The organism is Lactobacillus sp. wkB10 (genome assembly GCF_000760615.1).
GTDB classification, from domain to species: Bacteria; Bacillota; Bacilli; order Lactobacillales; family Lactobacillaceae; genus Lactobacillus; species Lactobacillus huangpiensis.
Genome location: NZ_JRJB01000009.1, coordinates 48071 through 66023 on the forward strand (window position 1 = coordinate 48071; position 17953 = coordinate 66023).

At 35.6% G+C, this 17953-nt stretch carries 10 protein-coding genes; 8 read left to right on the forward strand and 2 right to left on the reverse strand.

The annotated features are described in order from the left end of the window. The first annotated feature begins 9 nt into the window (after window positions 1–9). The 3 genes from LACWKB10_RS07315 to LACWKB10_RS07325 all read left to right on the forward strand — a co-directional run bounded on the left by LACWKB10_RS07315 (window position 10) and on the right by LACWKB10_RS07325 (window position 2203). Window positions 10–933, forward strand: coding sequence for a PTS sugar transporter subunit IIC (locus LACWKB10_RS07315; RefSeq protein WP_034980636.1), 924 nt, complete (start codon window positions 10–12; stop codon window positions 931–933). Next, window positions 920–1738, forward strand: a complete 819-nt coding sequence (locus LACWKB10_RS07320; RefSeq protein ID WP_034980638.1) for a PTS system mannose/fructose/sorbose family transporter subunit IID — start codon at window positions 920–922, stop codon at window positions 1736–1738. The genes LACWKB10_RS07315 and LACWKB10_RS07320 overlap by 14 nt, the downstream gene beginning before the upstream one ends. A gap of 63 nt (window positions 1739–1801) precedes the next feature. Next, window positions 1802–2203, forward strand: a complete 402-nt coding sequence (locus LACWKB10_RS07325) for a PTS sugar transporter subunit IIA (RefSeq protein WP_034980641.1) — start codon at window positions 1802–1804, stop codon at window positions 2201–2203. Between the two features lie 63 nt (window positions 2204–2266). Here the strand turns inward: LACWKB10_RS07325 and LACWKB10_RS07330 are convergent, their stop codons facing one another. Continuing rightward, a complete protein-coding gene (locus LACWKB10_RS07330; protein ID WP_034980643.1) occupies window positions 2267–4285 on the reverse strand; it encodes a hypothetical protein in 2019 nt (672 codons plus the stop codon). A 265-nt stretch (window positions 4286–4550) separates the two neighbouring features. Here LACWKB10_RS07330 and LACWKB10_RS07335 point away from each other — a divergent pair, with 265 nt between their 5' ends. The 3 genes from LACWKB10_RS07335 to LACWKB10_RS07345 all read left to right on the forward strand — a co-directional run bounded on the left by LACWKB10_RS07335 (window position 4551) and on the right by LACWKB10_RS07345 (window position 13623). Beyond that, a complete protein-coding gene (locus LACWKB10_RS07335) occupies window positions 4551–9398 on the forward strand; it encodes an SLAP domain-containing protein (RefSeq protein WP_052060333.1) in 4848 nt (1615 codons plus the stop codon). Between the two features lie 292 nt (window positions 9399–9690). Beyond that, window positions 9691–12483, forward strand: a complete 2793-nt coding sequence (locus tag LACWKB10_RS07340) for a TIM-barrel domain-containing protein (RefSeq protein WP_161779315.1) — start codon at window positions 9691–9693, stop codon at window positions 12481–12483. A 144-nt stretch (window positions 12484–12627) separates the two neighbouring features. Further along, window positions 12628–13623, forward strand: coding sequence for a tagatose 1,6-diphosphate aldolase (locus tag LACWKB10_RS07345; protein WP_034980645.1), 996 nt, complete (start codon window positions 12628–12630; stop codon window positions 13621–13623). A 53-nt stretch (window positions 13624–13676) separates the two neighbouring features. On the opposite strand, the gene LACWKB10_RS07350 is transcribed toward LACWKB10_RS07345, so the two are convergent. Beyond that, entirely contained in the window at window positions 13677–14438 is a 762-nt protein-coding gene (locus LACWKB10_RS07350) for a MurR/RpiR family transcriptional regulator (protein WP_034980646.1), read from the reverse strand. Between the two features lie 122 nt (window positions 14439–14560). On the opposite strand from LACWKB10_RS07350, the gene pfkB reads away from it, so the two are divergent. Then, complete coding sequence (gene pfkB / locus LACWKB10_RS07355; protein ID WP_034980648.1) at window positions 14561–15490, forward strand: 1-phosphofructokinase; 930 nt, start codon at window positions 14561–14563, stop codon at window positions 15488–15490. A gap of 1 nt (window position 15491) precedes the next feature. After that, on the forward strand, window positions 15492–17411 hold the full coding sequence (locus tag LACWKB10_RS07360; protein WP_034980651.1) for a fructose-specific PTS transporter subunit EIIC: 1920 nt from the start codon (window positions 15492–15494) through the stop codon (window positions 17409–17411). Window positions 17412–17953: the final 542 nt, after the last annotated feature.

A 17953-nucleotide genomic window follows, 5' to 3' on the forward strand; every position in this document is an offset into this window, starting at 1 on the left:
AGGAGAAAAATGGCTTGGTGGCAAATATTACTGCTTACTTTGTATGCAGGATTAGAAATTTTAGATGAATTGCAAATTTATTCATCATTAAACACACCAGTTGGTGCTGGATTGATCGCCGGTCTGATCATGGGAGATCTGCCTACCGGTTTGTTTATCGGTGCGTCAATGCAGTTGACAGTTTTAGGTATCGGTACTTTTGGTGGTGCTTCAAGAATTGACGCTACTACTGGTACAGTTTTGGCAACAGCATTTTCAACAAGTATTAAAGGTATGAGTCCTCAAACGGCTATTTCTTCAATTGCTGTTCCAGTTGCTGCTATTATGATTGAATTGGACGTTTTGGCAAGATTCGCCAACACTTACTTTTCACACAGAATTGATCATTTGATTGATCAAGACAAGATTAACTATAAGGCTGTTGAAAGAAATGTTTTATACGGTGCAATTCCGTGGTCACTTTCACGTGCTGTTCCTGTATTTATCGCATTGGCCTTTGGTCAGGGATTAGTACAACAGATCGCAAATGCTTTAAATGGAGATCTATTATGGCTGGGTAACGGTTTGACTGTTGCTGGTGCCACATTGCCAGCCGTCGGTTTTGCGGTTTTATTACGGTACTTACCAGTTAAGAGACATGCAGCATATTTGATCTTGGGCTTTACAATTACGACATTGTTCTCAGTTCTCTTTAGTGGTATGCAAGCCTTGGGTACGGGCTTATCAGCTGTTAACAAAGGCTTCACTACTATTTTCAACGGTTTGCCAATGCTTGCAATCGCAATGCTTGGATTAGCTCTTGCAATTTTGCATTACAAGAATATTCCAATAAATAAGGGTACTGCTCAAGCACAAAGTACTGAAAGTCAAAGTAATAGTGCAAGTTCAAGCTCTGATGACGATGAAGGAGAGATTACTGATGACGAACTCTAAACCTAAATATAAATTAACTGAACAAGACTTCAATCAAATTAACCGTAGATCTTTGTTTGGTTTCCAGTTAGGCTGGAACTATGAAAGAATGCAGAATAGTGGCTATCTATACACTATTTTGCCGCAATTGAGAAAAATTTATGGCGATGATACTCCAGAATTGAAAGAAATGATGAAGACTCATATGCAGTTCTTTAATACATCTAACTTCTTTAATACAATCATCACCGGTCTTGATCTTGCCGTAGAGGAAAACGAAGGTATTGAAGGAAAAGACACTGTTACTGGTATTAAAGTTGGTTTGATGGGTTCATTTGCCGCAATCGGTGACTCTATCTTTGCTTCTTTGATTCCAACTATTTTTGGTGCTTTAGCTGCCTCAATGGCAACTCAAGGAAACCCTATTGGTGTTATCATTTGGGTAATTGCCTGCCTTTTGATTTGTGTCTTCCGTTGGAAGCAACTTCATTTTGCCTATGATAAAGGTGTTTCTCTTGTTACAGACATGAGAGACCGCTTAAACGCTTTAACTGACTCAGCTACTGTTTTGGGTGTATTCATGGTTGGTGCCCTTGTTGCTACTATGGTTAACATTAAGTTTGCTTGGGCACCTCAAATTGGTAAAGTTACCATGAATGTTCAAAATAATTTGGACATGATTCTTCCTAAGTTGTTACCAGCAGCTGTCGTAGGCTTTGTTTACTGGCTTCTTGGTAAGAAAGGTATGACTTCAACAAAAGCAATCTTTATTGTTTTAATACTTTGTATTGTTTTAGGTGGCCTTGGAGTTATTGCTAAGATATAATTAGATATAGTAATTGCTTTAAGCAAATCTAGATAGTATAAGTATTAAATGGAAAGATAAAGTATGGCAGAAAAAGAATTAATTTTAATTAGTCATGGCAAAATGGCAGAAGGTGTAAAAGCCAGTGCCGAATTAATTATGGGCGAGCAAGAACATGTACATACGGTATGTTTGCTTCCATCTGAAGGCCCTGATGATTTTAAGAAAAAATTTGAAGACCAGATTTCAGGAATGAATATCGATGATGTTACTGTTTTCGCTGATTTAATGGGCGGAACTCCAGCAAATGTGGTTAGTCGTCTGATTATGGGTGGTCAAAAAATTCACTTAATCTCGGGAATGAATTTACCACTGGTAATTGAATGGCTCAACAGTCAAATGAGCGGTGCAGAATCCGATTATGTGACAGCTGGGAAAGCTGGTATAGTTGATGTCACTGAAATGTTGGCTAATATGAAAAAGTAAATTTATGCGAATAAATAGCGCCTAGTTTTCAAACTAGGCGCTATTTTTATTTATATTAAATTTTTAGAACAGTATTTGGATTGTCTCTAATGGTGCCAGAGCTTCATTAATAATAGCAATGCCGTTTTCAACACTAATTTGAGCCTTGCTTTTTCTGACAGAGTTATTGTCTTTCCTAATAATTGTAGCTTCATTACTTGTTAGTGGAGCTGCTAAGTGCCATTTTATTTGTTGATAACTGTCTAAAGTAAAGTTGGCTAGCCATGCTTTTTGACCATCATTTTCAACTAACAGTTTAACATTTGGCATTCCTACTAAATAGTCTACCGGTTTGACACTATCAAGTATTTGTTGCAACAGACCTTGTTTATATGTAGTAAATTGAGATTCCCAGCCATAGCGTGAATCTTGATCTATCGGAAGCACAACAATATGCTGGTCAATAACAGCCATGACGTTACCTAATTTTTCATCAATTGCGTTGTAGGCAAATGACCACACTTTCACAGAATTTTGCGGTTGATACACAATTTTCAAATAGTTTCCTGTTTGCTGCAGCATTGTAATTCGCGGACTTTTAACTCCTTCAACAATCTGTCCATCTGCCTGTTCAAAGACTTGATAGTTTGAACGAACTGGATGCCACTCGGCTTTTTCAATATGCAGTAAATTGCCTAAATTTCTGTCTAATAAAACTTGGACACATTCACCATCAAGCAACACAAAATTGTTTTTAACTAATTCAGTAACTTGGGAATTTGACAAATTACGCAAAAGCTGGCCAGAAATAGCAACTACTTCATTTTTCAATGAAGTTTTTTTGCTGATAGGCAGAATCGTTGTAGCAAAACCAAAAGCCCCCAAAAGACTGGCCCAATTCTTTTCGTGAGGTAAAAGTTCCTCGACATTTTTACCAGTTTTAGTTTGCAAAAAGTAACTAGAGTCTTGATCAACCAAAACTTTTATTCCTCTTAAGTGGTCTATCGGCAAGCGATTTGCTAATAGTTGGTTAACAAACGGTTTAATTTGAGCGAGCATTTCTGCATAGTGCCAACTATCATTGATACCGTTGCCCATCATGTCAAATAAATTAAGTAAAATTCCCTGGCTTCCAATTAGGGCGGAAGTAATAATCTGAAATGCGGTAAACGCATTTGACTTAACTAATGGAGAATACATATAGCTTTCCAATTCAGGGTACAGTTCTGCATTTTCACCTAAAAACGCAGCGGTAATGCGAGTATATTCTTCGAAATATCTACCGTATTGTAATGGTGCAACTTCATTATAAGCAGGTAAATGAGGCCGAGCCACCTTGGGATGACCTTCTCCAGCCTGTGCCTTAAATAAATTATCCCAATCGCGACCTTCAAGAGCATGCCAATCAGGATAGGAAGTCATTTGTGCCAGATCTGTCTCAGGACTAACCTTGTGAACAGCCTGTTCAATTATATGCTCGGTTTCAATCATCTCTTGACGAGCCTGATCAAGGTAAACCTGTCTTTCCTTAGTTGGTTCACCAGGCTGCAACATCTTTTTAACAAATTCTGCACGCGTTTCCTTTTTGCCTAATTTTTCGTTATATAGTTGCATGTGATAATCACAAAAGCACATTAATTTAAGGGGTGAATGGTTGTAATGGCGAAAATCGTCTTCCAGCCATAACCTGCGGGGATGGATGCTGGCATATTGTGCGTAGGTATTTGCTAAATATTTACGCCATGTTGGATCAGCTGGACAAGCCATATCTTTGGCTTTATTGCCATTAATATCAACGAAAGTATTAAAGCCAATTTCAGGATTAACTTGGTAGCCTCGATCTGAGTGCATAATGGTTGTCCAGGGATTTAAACTAGTTGTTACACCAATTTTAGAAAGTTCTTTTTGTAAGGGCTTTATAGCATCTAACCATACTTGAGTCTCATCTTTAGTTAAGTGACTATGGTTTAATTCTTCACCGTTTATAAAAAAGGCAACATCATCGATTTTGCCTTTTTTTACAAATTCAATTAGTTTTTCGTTTTTTGCTGGAGTATTTGCTCTTGGATCGAGCATGTATCTTAAAGTATAAATAAAAGTCATATTTGTGTACCTATATAAAACTAGTAACTAAGAATAATTTTATCACAGAGATAAATTAATTTCTTTTAAAATAACATTACTTTAATGAATAAAAAAACTATTTATTTTTAAAAAATAACAAATAATATATAATAAAAATTAAAATGTGGGTGGACAACATATTAAAATTAGCTATTTAATTATAGAAATAAAAATAATATAATATAAGCATAAAGCGCTTTCTAAGTAAAATTTAAATTTAAATAACATAAGGAGAAGAAAAATAATGTCGGAACAATATAATTTTAATGATATAGCAAAAATCAAAAATAAGGACAGACATAATTCTTTTAAGCGAATTGGAGTTGGTGTTGTTTCAATAGCACTAACATCAATTTCTATTGGGGTTATGTATTGTCCTTCTCAAGTTGTTAGTGCTAAGGTGGTTACTCATCAATCTACAAAAAGCAAAAAGCATGTAAAGAAGAATAAGAAGATTTTAAAAAAAGCTAGAAAAAATAAGAAATTAGTTTCCGCTATAAAAACTAAAAAAGTTGCTAAAAAGATCATTGCTAACAACAATGAAACAGTAGAAAACGATCAAAATAATGAAACTAACAATGAAACAATAGAAAATTCTCAAAGCAATAATACTAACAAACAAACTGAACAGACACAAAGTAAAGTAAGTACTGATGAAACTAGTCAAAATGCGATTGCTAGCATTGAAAAGAAAGATAAATATTTTGAAGTTACTTATACTAATGGACAAGTAGCCCGACTATATGTATTAAGTCCAAAGATGTTTCGTTATTATATCGACCCCAAGAAAGAATATGGCGATCCTGAACAATCTCAAAAAGGTTTAAATGCCAAAATGTTACAAGAAGATGCCTATGGAACTGGTGGATTAGAAGCTACAAAATCTGAGGAAACTGAAAATGGTTGGAAGCTGTCAACCGGTACAATTGATATTAACTTTGATAAGACAGCAGGAACTATGAGTGTAAGTAAAGGAAATAGGGTAATTTTACAAGAGGATAAACCAATTTCTATTACTGATGATTCAAGTACACAAACACTAAAAGACGATAAAGGTAGTAATTATTTTGGTGGGGGAACTCAAAATGGTAGATTCAATCTGACCGGTGACAAAATTCAAATTGTAAACACCAATAACTGGGTTGATCAAGGTGTAGCTTCACCTAATCCATTTTACTGGTCATCTAAGGGATACGGTGTCGTGCGTAATACTTTTGCACCAGGTAATTATGACTTTGATAGCAATTCAGATGGCAATATAGCAACAACTCATAATGAAAATAGATTTGATGCAATTTATTTCTTTGATGACTCATCTTACGACCTAATTCATGATTACCAAGAGCTAACTGGATTACCAGCTTTGACACCAATCTATGGTTTCTATGAAGCGCACCTAAATGCATATAACCGTGACTACTGGGTTGAAGTTCCCGAAGGAACTTCTGGTGCAATAAAATATCCAGATGGAAAATACTACAAGGAATATGAACCTACTGACCTTCCGGCTGATTTGAAGGATAAAGCAATTCGCGAAACTTTAAATGGTGAAAATGGAGGAACTAGTTATCAATTCAGTGCACGGGCAATGATTGATCAATATTTATCTCATGATATGCCTATTGGTTGGTTTTTACCTAATGATGGTTATGGCGCAGGCTATGGTCAAACTGACTCGCTAGAAGGCAATCTAGCAAATTTAGCAGAATTCATTGATTATGCTAATTCAAAAGGACTGCAAGTAGGTTTGTGGACTCAGCAAAATCTATCACCTGTTGATCCCGCAAATCCTAAGCCTACTGACCGCGACTTTGAAAAAGAAATTCAAAATGGTGTTACTGCACTAAAGACTGATGTGGCTTGGGTAGGTTATGGTTATTCCTTTGGTCTTAATGCGACTCAAACTGCTGCAAGCATGATTAACAAGATTAAGGGTGATCTTTTACGACCATTTATTATTACTGTAGACGGTTGGGCTGGTACTCAAAATACGGCAGCTGTTTGGACTGGTGATGAAACAGGGGGAGAATGGGAATATATTCGTTTCCAGATACCTACCTATATTGGGTCAGGGCTTTCAGGTCAACCGAACTCTGCATCAGATATGGATGGCATTTTTGGCGGTAAAAATCCAATTGTTAATGCTAGGGAATATGAGTGGAAAGCATTTACTCCGATTCAATTAAATATGGATGGCTGGGGTTATAATCCAAAAAATCCTTTTGCATTTGATGAAAACACCACTAATATTAATAGAGCTTACTTGAAGCAAAAATCAATGTTAATGCCATATATTTATAGTATAGCTGCAGATGCAACTTTTGCTGGCAAGCCAATGGTTAGAGCAATGTTTCTTGATTACCCAGATTATCCTGAGGCCTATACTGATTTGGTAAAATATCAATATCTTTGGGGTGATAATTTCCTGATTGCACCGATTTATCAAAACACGGCAAGTGATGAAAAAGGAAACGATGTTCGTAATGGAATATATTTACCTGATAAAAACCAAATATGGATTGACTACTACACTGGAAAAGAATATCAAGGTGGTCAAGTTATTAACGATTTTGCTGCACCAATTTGGAAATTACCTGTTTTTGTTAAGGCAGGAGCTATTATTCCAGTTGCACCAGCAACGAATACGCCAAAAGATTATCTAAATCTGAAAGAGAATAGACGTGAATTTGAAATTTATCCTTCTGGAAATAGTAATTTTACTGTTTATGATGATGACGGAATTTCTGCACAATACAAAAATGAAAAATACACACAAACTCAGATTCATTCTGCGCTAGATGGTTCGAAGTTGACAATTACAGTTGATCCCACAAAGGGTACTTATCAGGGTATGAATCCTAATAAAACTACAGAATTTGATATTAGAACTAAGTCTAACCCTACTACTATTACTGTTAAGATAGGTTCAAAGGATGTCAAACTACGGCAAGCAAGCGACCTAGAGGATTATCAGAAATCTACTAATGTTTATTTCCTAGATAATTCTTATTTAACAAATTCCTATTTGAAAGATATGAGTGAAGATCTTAAACAAAGCTTTTTACGTATTAAACTTGATAAAACTGATGTTACTCAAAATGGAATTGTAGTGTCACTTGATGGCATCAGTGAAGATGCAGATCCTGTAAATAAGATTCCTAATGAAAGCTCGGAAGTAAAAGCCCCTTCAGATATTAAACAAGATTCTGATAAAACTACACAAAATGCTATTGCTATATCATGGACCCCAGTTGAAGGAAGTCAAAGCTATAACTTAAAAGTTGATAATGTTTTGTATACCAACATTAAGAAACCAGAATTTATATTAACTGACCTAAAGCCAAATTCACAGCATACTTTCCAAGTACAGACTGTAACTGAAACAGCTGCTTCTCCTTGGAGTGATATTCAAACATTTAAGTCAAATGAAGATGAACTTAAAAATGCCGTGAAAGTTACTTATGTCAATACAGAGTCAAATATTAAAGGTACTAATATTTGGCAATCTGGCACACCTGGTGAAAATTTGTTTGACGGTGATTTAACTAGTCAAGCACATACCAATTGGTTTACTTCGGGTCCGCAACAAGATGCTACACCAATGACCATTACAACACATTTGGATGGAATTACTGATCTTGACCGTTTTGTTTATGTACCAAGAGATGATGGTGGCAAAAACGGCATGATAAAGGCCATGAATATTCAAACTAGTGTTGATGGCATTCATTGGAAAGAAGCAGGAAGTGGTTCAAACTGGTCTTATGATAAAGAAAAAAAGGAAATAAAATTTGCACCTGGTACAAAGGCTTATTGGGTAAAATTTATCATCCCACAAAACAGCACATACAATAAATTTGTCTCTGGTCAAGAATTTTTGCTTTACAAAAAAGATGGTACTAAAGTTGTACTTCCTGGAGATATTAATAATGATGGCGTAATAGATGATAATGATGTAACTTCCCTATTCAATTATGCGGGAGAGACACGTGGTAAAGATAATGACTTTGATGGCTATGTTGAAAATGGTGATCTTAATCAAAACGGAATGATTGATGCGTTTGATATCAATTATGTTATGACTCAATTAGGAAATCCACCAGCAAATATTGATGAAAGTGGTAAAGTTACTCCTTCAGGTAAGCTTACTATTTCTACAGATAAAACTAGCTATAATGAAGGCGATACAGTCACTGTAACTATTAGTGCAAGTAATTTGAAAAATGTCAATACTCTGTCTGCTAGACTGCCATATAGTTCCCAGGAATTAAAATTTGAAGGCATTCAAAATGGAAGCTTAACAGGAAGTATGACAAGTTTCTCTAAAAATAAGACTCATTCAGATAATAGTTCGGATGTATTTGTAATTTATGGTAATAAAGGAGAAGCACCACTGCTTAATGGTTATGGAACTGTTGCCACAATTAAGTTTACTGCGTTAAAACCTTTGAACGGGAAAACTATTACTTTTGGTCTTAAAGATCAAATGCTGGTGAACAAGCGGTCTTTGGAATATGAGCCGGAAGATACTGAAGCAATTAACATTAAAGTTAAAGAAAAAGTTGAAAATCAACATAATGATACGGGCAATTCTGGAAATACGGGTAACTCTGGAAATACAGGTAATAACACAAATAGCAATATCACTTCCCCAACAACAAATACATCAGATCAGACAAAACCAAATAAGGACAAAGATAAAGAAAACACAGACAATAATAAATTTAAGACAAGCAAAGTCTTGATGCATAATGCATATATTTATGATGAAAACAGTCAAAGAAAAGATGATAGTGTTCTAAAAGCTGGCTCTAAGATAATGGTCCTTGGTAAAAAAGTGATTAATAATAAAGAATACTATGATTTAGGAAATAGTCGCTTTATAGCAGCTGGCAATATTGATGGTTTGGATCGCAAACTTCGTCATAATTCTTATATATACAATAAGAAGGGAAAGAGAGTAGGACATAAAGTTTTGAAAAAGGGTAAGAAGGTAGAAACATATGGTAGTGCAATAAAGATAGGATTTAAGAAGTACTATACAATAGGTAAAAACAAATATGTAAAGAAAGTTAATTTCTACTCTCTATAATATAAAAACCCAATTAAATCTATCAATTTTTTAATTATTTAGTTACTAAGCGACTAAAATATTCCCCATAATTAGAAGCACTAATTATGGGGTTTTATTTTTCTAACTAGTAAGAGAAAAAATGTTATGACAAAAACTTATCATAAATCTATTTATCCTTACGCAAATTTAGCTTATAATCAGCTTTATCAAACATTTTAAGAAAGATTAATTTTCTTCTAATATGAAGGAGGAGAGAAAAATTAATAAAGCAAGTGATACACAAAAAAATGTAGAATCTGAGAATTTGAAATTGCAAAACATCACTGAAGTAATTAGACAATCTGATTATTTTGAGATTCACTATGCACATGGACTGACTGGTCGCCTCTACATACTTGATTCAAAAACATTCAGGTTATATATTGATCCAAACCAGAAATTTCAAGAGCCGGAACAATCGGAAAAAGGATTGCATGCTCAAATTTTCTTGAAAGATATATATAGCGCCAAAGGAATGAATGGTACCAATCTCCATGTAACCAAAAACGGCTGGCAAATTGATACAGGTGCAGTTGAAATCAATTTAGTTAAAAATGCCGCTACTATGAGTGTTACAAAAAAAGGTAGATTAGTATTAAAAGAGGCACGTCCGATTGAACTGACAAATTCGGCAACTGTTCAAACTTTAATTGATCATAATAGTAATTACTTTGGTGGAGGTACCCAAAACGGCCGTTTCACACTAGCAGGAGAAAAAATCGAAATTGTTAATACCAATAACTGGGTTGATCAAGGTGTAGCTTCACCTAATCCTTTTTACTGGTCAACTGCCGGTTACGGTGCAATTCGCAATACTTTTAAGCCCGGACATTATGACTTTAATAGCAATTCGAACGATGAGATTACGATTGCTCATGAAGAAAATCGTTTTGATGCTATTTATTTCTTTGCCGATTCAGCATATGAATTGATTAATGCATATCATAAGCTGACTGGCAGGCCTGCCCTAACACCAGTTTTCGGTTTTTATGAAGCTCATCTAAATGCATATAACCGTGACTATTGGGTTGAGGTCAAATCTGATGAAAAAGGAGCTATCAAATATCCTGATGGCAAGTATTATCGTGAATATCAGCCAAAAGATTTACCGGCAGAATTAAAACCAAAGTCAATCAGAGAAACGTTAAATGGCGAACACGGTGGTATTTCTTATCAATTTAGTGCAAGAGCCATGCTAGAACAATATTTGCAAAATGATATGCCTTTAGGCTGGTTTTTGCCTAATGATGGTTATGGAGCTGGATATGGTCAAACTGATACATTAGCAGGCAACCTTAAGAATTTAGCTGAGTTTGTTAAATATGCTAATAGCAAAGGTGTTCAAGTAGGACTTTGGACCCAGCAAAATCTTGCCCCAGTAGATCCTGAAAATCCTAAACCAGATGATCGTGATTTTGAAAAAGAACTCGTTGCTGGTGTCACTGCACTTAAGACTGATGAGGCATGGGTTGGTCACGGCTATTCATTCGGCTTAAATGCCACTCAAAGTACTGCCAAGATGATTGCCAAAATCAAAGGTGATCAACTGCGACCATTTATTATTACTGTTGATGGCTGGGCAGGAACTCAAAATACCAGTACGGTTTGGACTGGAGACGAAGTAGGTGGTGAGTGGGAATATATCCGCTTCCAAATACCAACTTATATCGGCGAAGGACTTTCAGGGCAGCCTAATGTTGCGTCAGACATGGACGGAATTTTTGGAGGTCAAAAGCCAATTATTAACACTAGAGATTATCAGTGGAAAGCTTTCACCCCAATTCAATTAAATATGGATGGCTGGGGCAAGAATCCTAAAAACCCATTTGTATTTGGTGGTATTACAAATAAACTTAACCGTGCATACCTCAAACAAAAGTCAATGATGATGCCATATATTTATAGCATCGCAGCGCAAGCAACCTTTACCAGTAAACCTATGGTGCGTGCAATGTTCTTGGAATATCCTGATGTTCCTCAATTTTATACTAATTTGGTCAGATACCAGTATTTGTGGGGAGAGAACTTCTTGGTTGCTCCGATTTACCAAGACACTGCCAGTGATGAAGTGGGTAACGATATCAGAAACGAAATATATTTACCAGATAAAAATCAAGTCTGGATTGATTACTTTACTGGTCAAGAATATCGTGGCGGTCAAGTAATTAATAACCTTGATGCACCATTATGGAAATTGCCTGTATTTGTTAAAGCAGGAGCAATCGTTCCTGTAGCACCAGCGACGAATACACCTAAGGAATACCTTGATCTGAAAAAGCAGCGACAATTTATAGTTTATCCAAGTGGAAACAGTAGCTTTTCAGTTTATGAAGATGATGGCTTTTCTGCTAAGTATGAGCAGGGCGATTATGCTCAAACCAAAGTAAGCAGTCTTTTGCTGAACTCAGACCTGACTATCAAAATTGACAAAACCAAAGGTACATATGCTGGTTTTGATCCGGAAAAAGCAACAGAAGTTGATATCAGAACTAAAAAGGCACCGGAGGCGATCAAAGCTTTAGTAGGCAATCAAGAAATTAATTTGACTGAAGTAAATAGTATAGCTGAATTTCAAAATCAAGAAAATTGCTATTTCTTTGATCAAAACTACTTAGTTAACCCTTATCTAAAAGAATTTAGTACAGATTTAAATCAGACATTTTTGAGAATAAAAATAAGTCAAACTAATACTAGTCAAAACGAATTAACTATTAAAATCGGTGGTATCGATATAAGTACAAAACCGGTTAACAGTTTGCCAGCAGAAGATGATTCTTTGACAACTCCGACTAATTTAGCACAAGATAATGAAAAAACTACTGCAGATTCCATCACGGTATCATGGCAACCTGTATCTGATTGCGATAGTTATCAGCTCAAAATTGACGATGTTTTATATACTAATATTAAAAAAGCAAGTTATACTTTAAGCAGCCTGAAGTCTGAATCTGAATATACTTTTGAGGTAAGAGCAGTTAAGGACTTAAAGGCATCTCCTTGGGGAACAAGATTTAACTGTAAAACTAAAAAAGCTAAAAAAACTGACAAAGTTGAGCAGAAGTAATTTGCATAAAGCAAGGTAAATGTTTTCTGAATTATTTATAATTGTGAAAAAGTTTACTAAAATTCTTGCTTTTCTTTAAAAGGCAACTTTATCAGTATATAATAATAGTTGTGCGATTAAAGAAAATGTTAAAGGAGATATATAATGAAAACAATTTCTGCAGCAGTTGCCAAACATATGGCAAACTTGTCAACAACTGATGGTATAATCAGTGCTTTGGCAATCGATCAACGTGGCTCTTTGAAAAAGATGTTAGCAGAGGCCGCTAATAAACCTGCTGATGAAACAACTATTGTTGATTTTAAAAAAGCAGTTTCCAGTGAGTTGACTCCTTATGCTTCATCGATTTTGACTGACCCAGAATATGGTTTGCCAGCAACAAAAGTGAGGGATAAAAATTGCGGATTATTACTTTCTTATGAAAAAACCGGGTATGATACCACAGAACCTGGCAGAATGCCTGACTTAATTGCTAATCAGTCTGGATTAAGAATTAAAAATGAAGGCGGAGATGCCATTAAGTTTTTGGTTTACTATGATCCTGATGAAGGTCAAGAAATTAATGATAAAAAGCACGCTTTCGTTGAAAGAGTTGGTGCAGAAGCTAAAGCTAATGAATTGCCATTCTTTTTGGAAGTTTTGACTTATGACGCAAATATCGCTGATGCTAAGAGTGAAGAATTTGCGAAAGTTAAAGCTGATAAGGTTTTGAAAACAATGAAAGAATTTTCAAAACCTGAATACGATGTGACTGTACTTAAAGTTGAAATTCCGTTTAACATTAAGTTTGTTGAAGGTTTTAATGGGGACAACAATGTGGTTTACACTCAAGAAGAGGCTAAGGATTTGCTTAAAAAGCAATCTGAAATAACTGATCTGCCATATATTTTCTTGTCGGCTGGTGTAACTAGTGAAGAGTTTATTGCTGAAATTAAAATGGCAGAAGAAGCAGGTGCAGACTTTAACGGTGTTCTCTGTGGTCGTGCTACCTGGAAACCGGCTATCAAACCATTTGCCGCTGAAGGTGAAGAAGCCGGTAGAAAATGGTTAGCTACTCACGGCAAAGAAAATATTGAAAACTTAAATGAGGCTCTAAAGGGAGCTAAATCTTGGCGCGATAAGCTAGAAGTTGCTGAATAATTTTACTTATTAACTAAAAAGCTTTCTATACTTTAATTATTATAGAAGGCTTTTTATTTGCTCTTATAAAAATCTGATCTGACCGAATATGCATCACAAAAGATGCGCGTCATTATTTGCAGGGGCAGTCGTGATCTGACCTCATATTCGGGAAAATAGTTGGTTTTAGATTTGTAGCCTATAAAGGATAAAGTTGAAAAAGGCAAAATGCTGCCTGATGAATTAGTAGTAAAAGTCAAAATTGGGACTTCATTTTTATTTAGGGCTTTGGCTGCGGTAACCAATTCCTCAGTTTCTCCATTAAGAGTAATAAAAATTACTAATGAGTCTTTTTTTATTTTACAAGCAATCGTCTTAATAATATTCGGGTCTGAATGAAATTCGCAATATTTTCCAGTTAATTGCAATTTAACCATCATTTCGTGAGCAATTGATTCAGATAGGCCGCGAGCAAAAATAAAAACGATTTTAGCTTGTTTAGTGAGCGAAATACTGTCCTCAATCGTACTGTAGTTCAAATTATGCAATGTGTTGTTCATTTCAATTTCGTTTTTAGTAATCACGCTTTTGATTTTATCGTCAGCATCATTTAGCACACTAAAAGTAGAATTTGAATTGCTTTTTAGTTTCAAAGATTCGCGGTAAGAGGTGTAACCACTGTAACCCATTTTTTGCATGGTGCGCACAATTGTTGCAGTTGAGACATTTGCAAATTGACTTAGTTTTACTATCGACATATTAGCAATCTTTTGGGGATTATTTTCTACGATATTCCAGAGATGTAATTCTGCTGAGGAAAGTTCTTTATTTGGCATATATGTGCTCCTTTTGTAAATAGTTTCCTAATAATTATAGTAAACGCTATCAATTTAGAAAAACGTTACACTTTTTAACTTCTATAATAATAATGCAAAAGGCAAAAAAAGGGGAGAAATCTTTGATTTACACAATAACGTTGAATCCAGCGATTGATTTGGTAATTGTAACCAAAAAGCTGGAACCAAAGGTAGTTAATAGAACTGAAAAATTTGAATTGCAACCTAATGGTAAAGGAGTCAATGTTTCGTTCATTTTAAAGAAATTAGGCATTGATAGTGTAGCTACTGGTATTGGTGGCGGCTTTACATTAGATTATGTCATTTCAGGTTTAAAGGAAAAGGGGATTCAAACCAATTTTTTGAAGGTAAAAGATCTAACCAGGGTTAACGTTTTTACAGACGTTTTAGATGAAAAAACGGAATACAAACAAGTTAACCCGGGTCCAGAAGTTAGCTTGGAAAAACAAAACCAATTTTTGGATTATCTTGAAAGCACGCTAACTAAGGATGATATGGTAGTTGTTTCCGGCAGTTTTTCTCGGGGAATTAAACCTCACTATTTAGTACAACTGGCTGAGCTAGTTCAAAAACAGGGGGCAAAATTCGTAGTTGACAGTAGTTACCTTGAAGTAATCGATACTTTAAAATATCGACCGTTTTTACTTAAACCCAATGACGCAGAACTGGCAGCTTTCTTTAATTATGAGGGTAAAATGACAGACGAGAAAACAGTCGCTTTTGCTCAAAAGCTAGTTAAACTGGGTTGCCAAAATGTGTTGGTTTCTTTAGGTGCTGCTGGAGCAGCTTTTATTAATGAACGGCATATCCTGTTTGCCAATGCTCCTAAAATACAAGTGGTTAATTCAGCTTGTGCAGGGGATACAATGCTTGGTACCTTCATTGCCTTTTTGGAAAAGAAAAAAACTATTAGTGAGGCTCTCAAAATAGCTGTAGCTGCAGGAAGCGATACTGCTAGTCGCACTGGTCTCACAGATTTTTCTTTAAATAATTTATTACCACAAATTTCAGTAACAGAAAGGATGAATTAAAGTGGCTAAATATGATTTAGTTGGTGCGACTGGTTGTGCAACTGGCGTTGCCCACACGTTTATGGCAGAAGAAGCGCTGGAAAAAGCTGCAGAAAAGCTTGGCTATACCATAAAAATTGAAACACACGGTCAAACGGGCATTGAAAATAATTTAACAAGTGCAGAAATTGCAGATGCGCAAGCCGTAATCGTTGCCTCAGATATTGATGTTGGACTTGATCGTTTTGCGGGCAAACGCTTAGTTGTAGTTCCTGTTGCAAGAGGTGTCAAAGAACCAGATGATTTAATTAAGAAAGCATTAGCGGCTCCTATTTATAAAGAAGGGCAAACAGCTAAAGGTGCAAATACTGAGAATGTTGGGAATCAAAAACTGGGTAATAAGATTTATACATCTTTAATGAATGGTGTATCTCATATGCTGCCGTTTGTTGTTGCCGGCGGGGTGTTGATAGCTATCTCATTTTTCTGGGGAATTGATTCGGCTAATCCTAAAAGCAGTGAATACAATCAATTTGCAGCAATGCTAAACACCGTTGGTAGTACTACTATGAACTTGATGGCTCCAGTTTTAGGAGCTTATATTGCTGAGGCTTTGGCTCAACGGACAGGTTTCGTAGTCGGTCTTTCTGCCGGCTTTATCACTTTTAATGGCGGCGGTGGCTTTTTAGGAGCCATCGTTGGCGGTTATCTGGCAGCAATTGTTGTTTTAGGACTGCAGAAACTGTTTCAGCCTCTACCAGATGATAAATTTAGAGGCTTAAAATCAATCTTTCTTTTACCTGTTGTTGGCGTACTAATTACAGGATCAATTATGTACCTGTTAAATACTCCAATTAAAGTACTTAATGTAGGTCTAATGTCCTGGCTTAGAGGTTTTGAAAATACTAATCCTGCCCTGCTGGGGATTATTGTTGGCATAATGTGTGCAGCAGACTTTGGTGGTCCTATTAATAAGGCTGCCTATGTTACAGGTACGGTATTACTGGCTCAAGGAAACTACTACTTTATGGCCGGAGTTTCTGCTGCTTGTATAGCTCCGCCACTTGCAACAGGTTTTGCAGTATTAATGAATCCCAAAGCATATTCTAAAAGTGAAAAAGCAGCTGGTTATGTCAACTTTTTACTGGGTTCTACTCATATCACTGAAGGAGCGATTCCATTTGCCGCCAAACATCCCTTATGGAATATCCCGGCTTTTATGATTGGTTCTTCAGTGGCATCAGTTTTAACCTACCTCACAAAAATCAGTGTGCCTGCTCCTCACGGTGGCTTTATTGTTTTGCCGTTAGTTAATAAACCATTCTTATGGGTATTGTGGATCCTGATTGGATCGGCTATTTCTGGTGCCTTATTAGCTCTAATAGCTGGCAGGTTTGCTAAAAAAGATGCTTTAGCAACTGCAACTGACTCTGCAATTGCGCCTAGTGTTGATAGTCCAACTGACCAACAAGCAGAAAGCAAAGTAGAAACTTTTGATCCAAGTGATATTCTTGACTTACAAAATATTAAAGTTGGTGTTGATGTTGGAAATCGTGAGGAAGCGCTAAAGTATTTAGCAGATTTTGCTGTTCAAAACAATTTGGCTAATGACAGCGAAGCTGTTTACAATAGTTACATTAAACGTGAAAAAGAAGGTTCTACGGGGATGACGGACGGTTTTGCTATTCCCCATGCTCAGTCAGCAGCAATTGCCAAGTCTTCAATGATCGTTTTAAAACTCAAACAACCGATTGATTGGCAATCATTAGATGGTAAGAAAATTGACACGGTAATTTCTTTTTTGATACCACAAGTCGATAGCAATGCTCACTTGCAATACTTATCAAATACTGCCAAGCTTTTGACTCACGCAGACTTTATTGCCCAGTTAAAAGCAGCTAATACGCCTGCAGAAATTCAAAATTTGTTTGAAAATAATTAATATGTAAAAAAGCACAAGGGTAAATAAAGTGAGGTTCGCAAGTTTTCTAACTTACGAACCTCATTTCGTTTGCACTTATAAATTTTATAATCGACCTATTCATATTAATTTACAAGTAGCTGCTATTCAAAAAGCACAAAAAAAGAAAGCATATTAATGCTTTCCGGTTTAAACATTAGTCTTCAATCTTTTTTGCTTCATTTAATGCCTTCATAATTGAAGGGTTTTTTGAATGGCAATCTTCAAGCATTTGCAAATCTTTTTCGTCTAGTGTTACTTCGAACTTACTCATTCTGTAATTTCCTTTCTACCAAATTTTAAATTAACTATATCACTTTTTTAGCATAAATATGCAAAGCTAGCTAATGTTTTTCATTTGTGTTGCAAAAATGATTTCTTTTTCTTTAAATTGCAACATACAAACGCATGTTCTTGCTAGTAGCAATTAACCGTATAACCTTGTCCTAATAAGTTTTTGTCAAATTAAATAACAGTTAACATTGTGTTACAACTGTGACATTTTTACTAAATTAGGTAATTAA

Excerpts from the sequence above, each read along its gene's own strand:
- LACWKB10_RS07315 (WP_034980636.1), top strand. The coding sequence starts at position 10 with ATGGCTTGGTGGCAAATATTACTGCTTACTTTGTATGCAGGATTAGAA.
- LACWKB10_RS07320 (WP_034980638.1), top strand. The coding sequence starts at position 920 with ATGACGAACTCTAAACCTAAATATAAATTAACTGAACAAGACTTCAAT.
- LACWKB10_RS07325 (WP_034980641.1), top strand. The coding sequence starts at position 1,802 with ATGGCAGAAAAAGAATTAATTTTAATTAGTCATGGCAAAATGGCAGAA.
- LACWKB10_RS07330 (WP_034980643.1), bottom strand. The coding sequence starts at position 4,285 with ATGACTTTTATTTATACTTTAAGATACATGCTCGATCCAAGAGCAAAT.
- LACWKB10_RS07335 (WP_052060333.1), top strand. The coding sequence starts at position 4,551 with ATGTCGGAACAATATAATTTTAATGATATAGCAAAAATCAAAAATAAG.
- LACWKB10_RS07345 (WP_034980645.1), top strand. The coding sequence starts at position 12,628 with ATGAAAACAATTTCTGCAGCAGTTGCCAAACATATGGCAAACTTGTCA.
- LACWKB10_RS07350 (WP_034980646.1), bottom strand. The coding sequence starts at position 14,438 with ATGCCAAATAAAGAACTTTCCTCAGCAGAATTACATCTCTGGAATATC.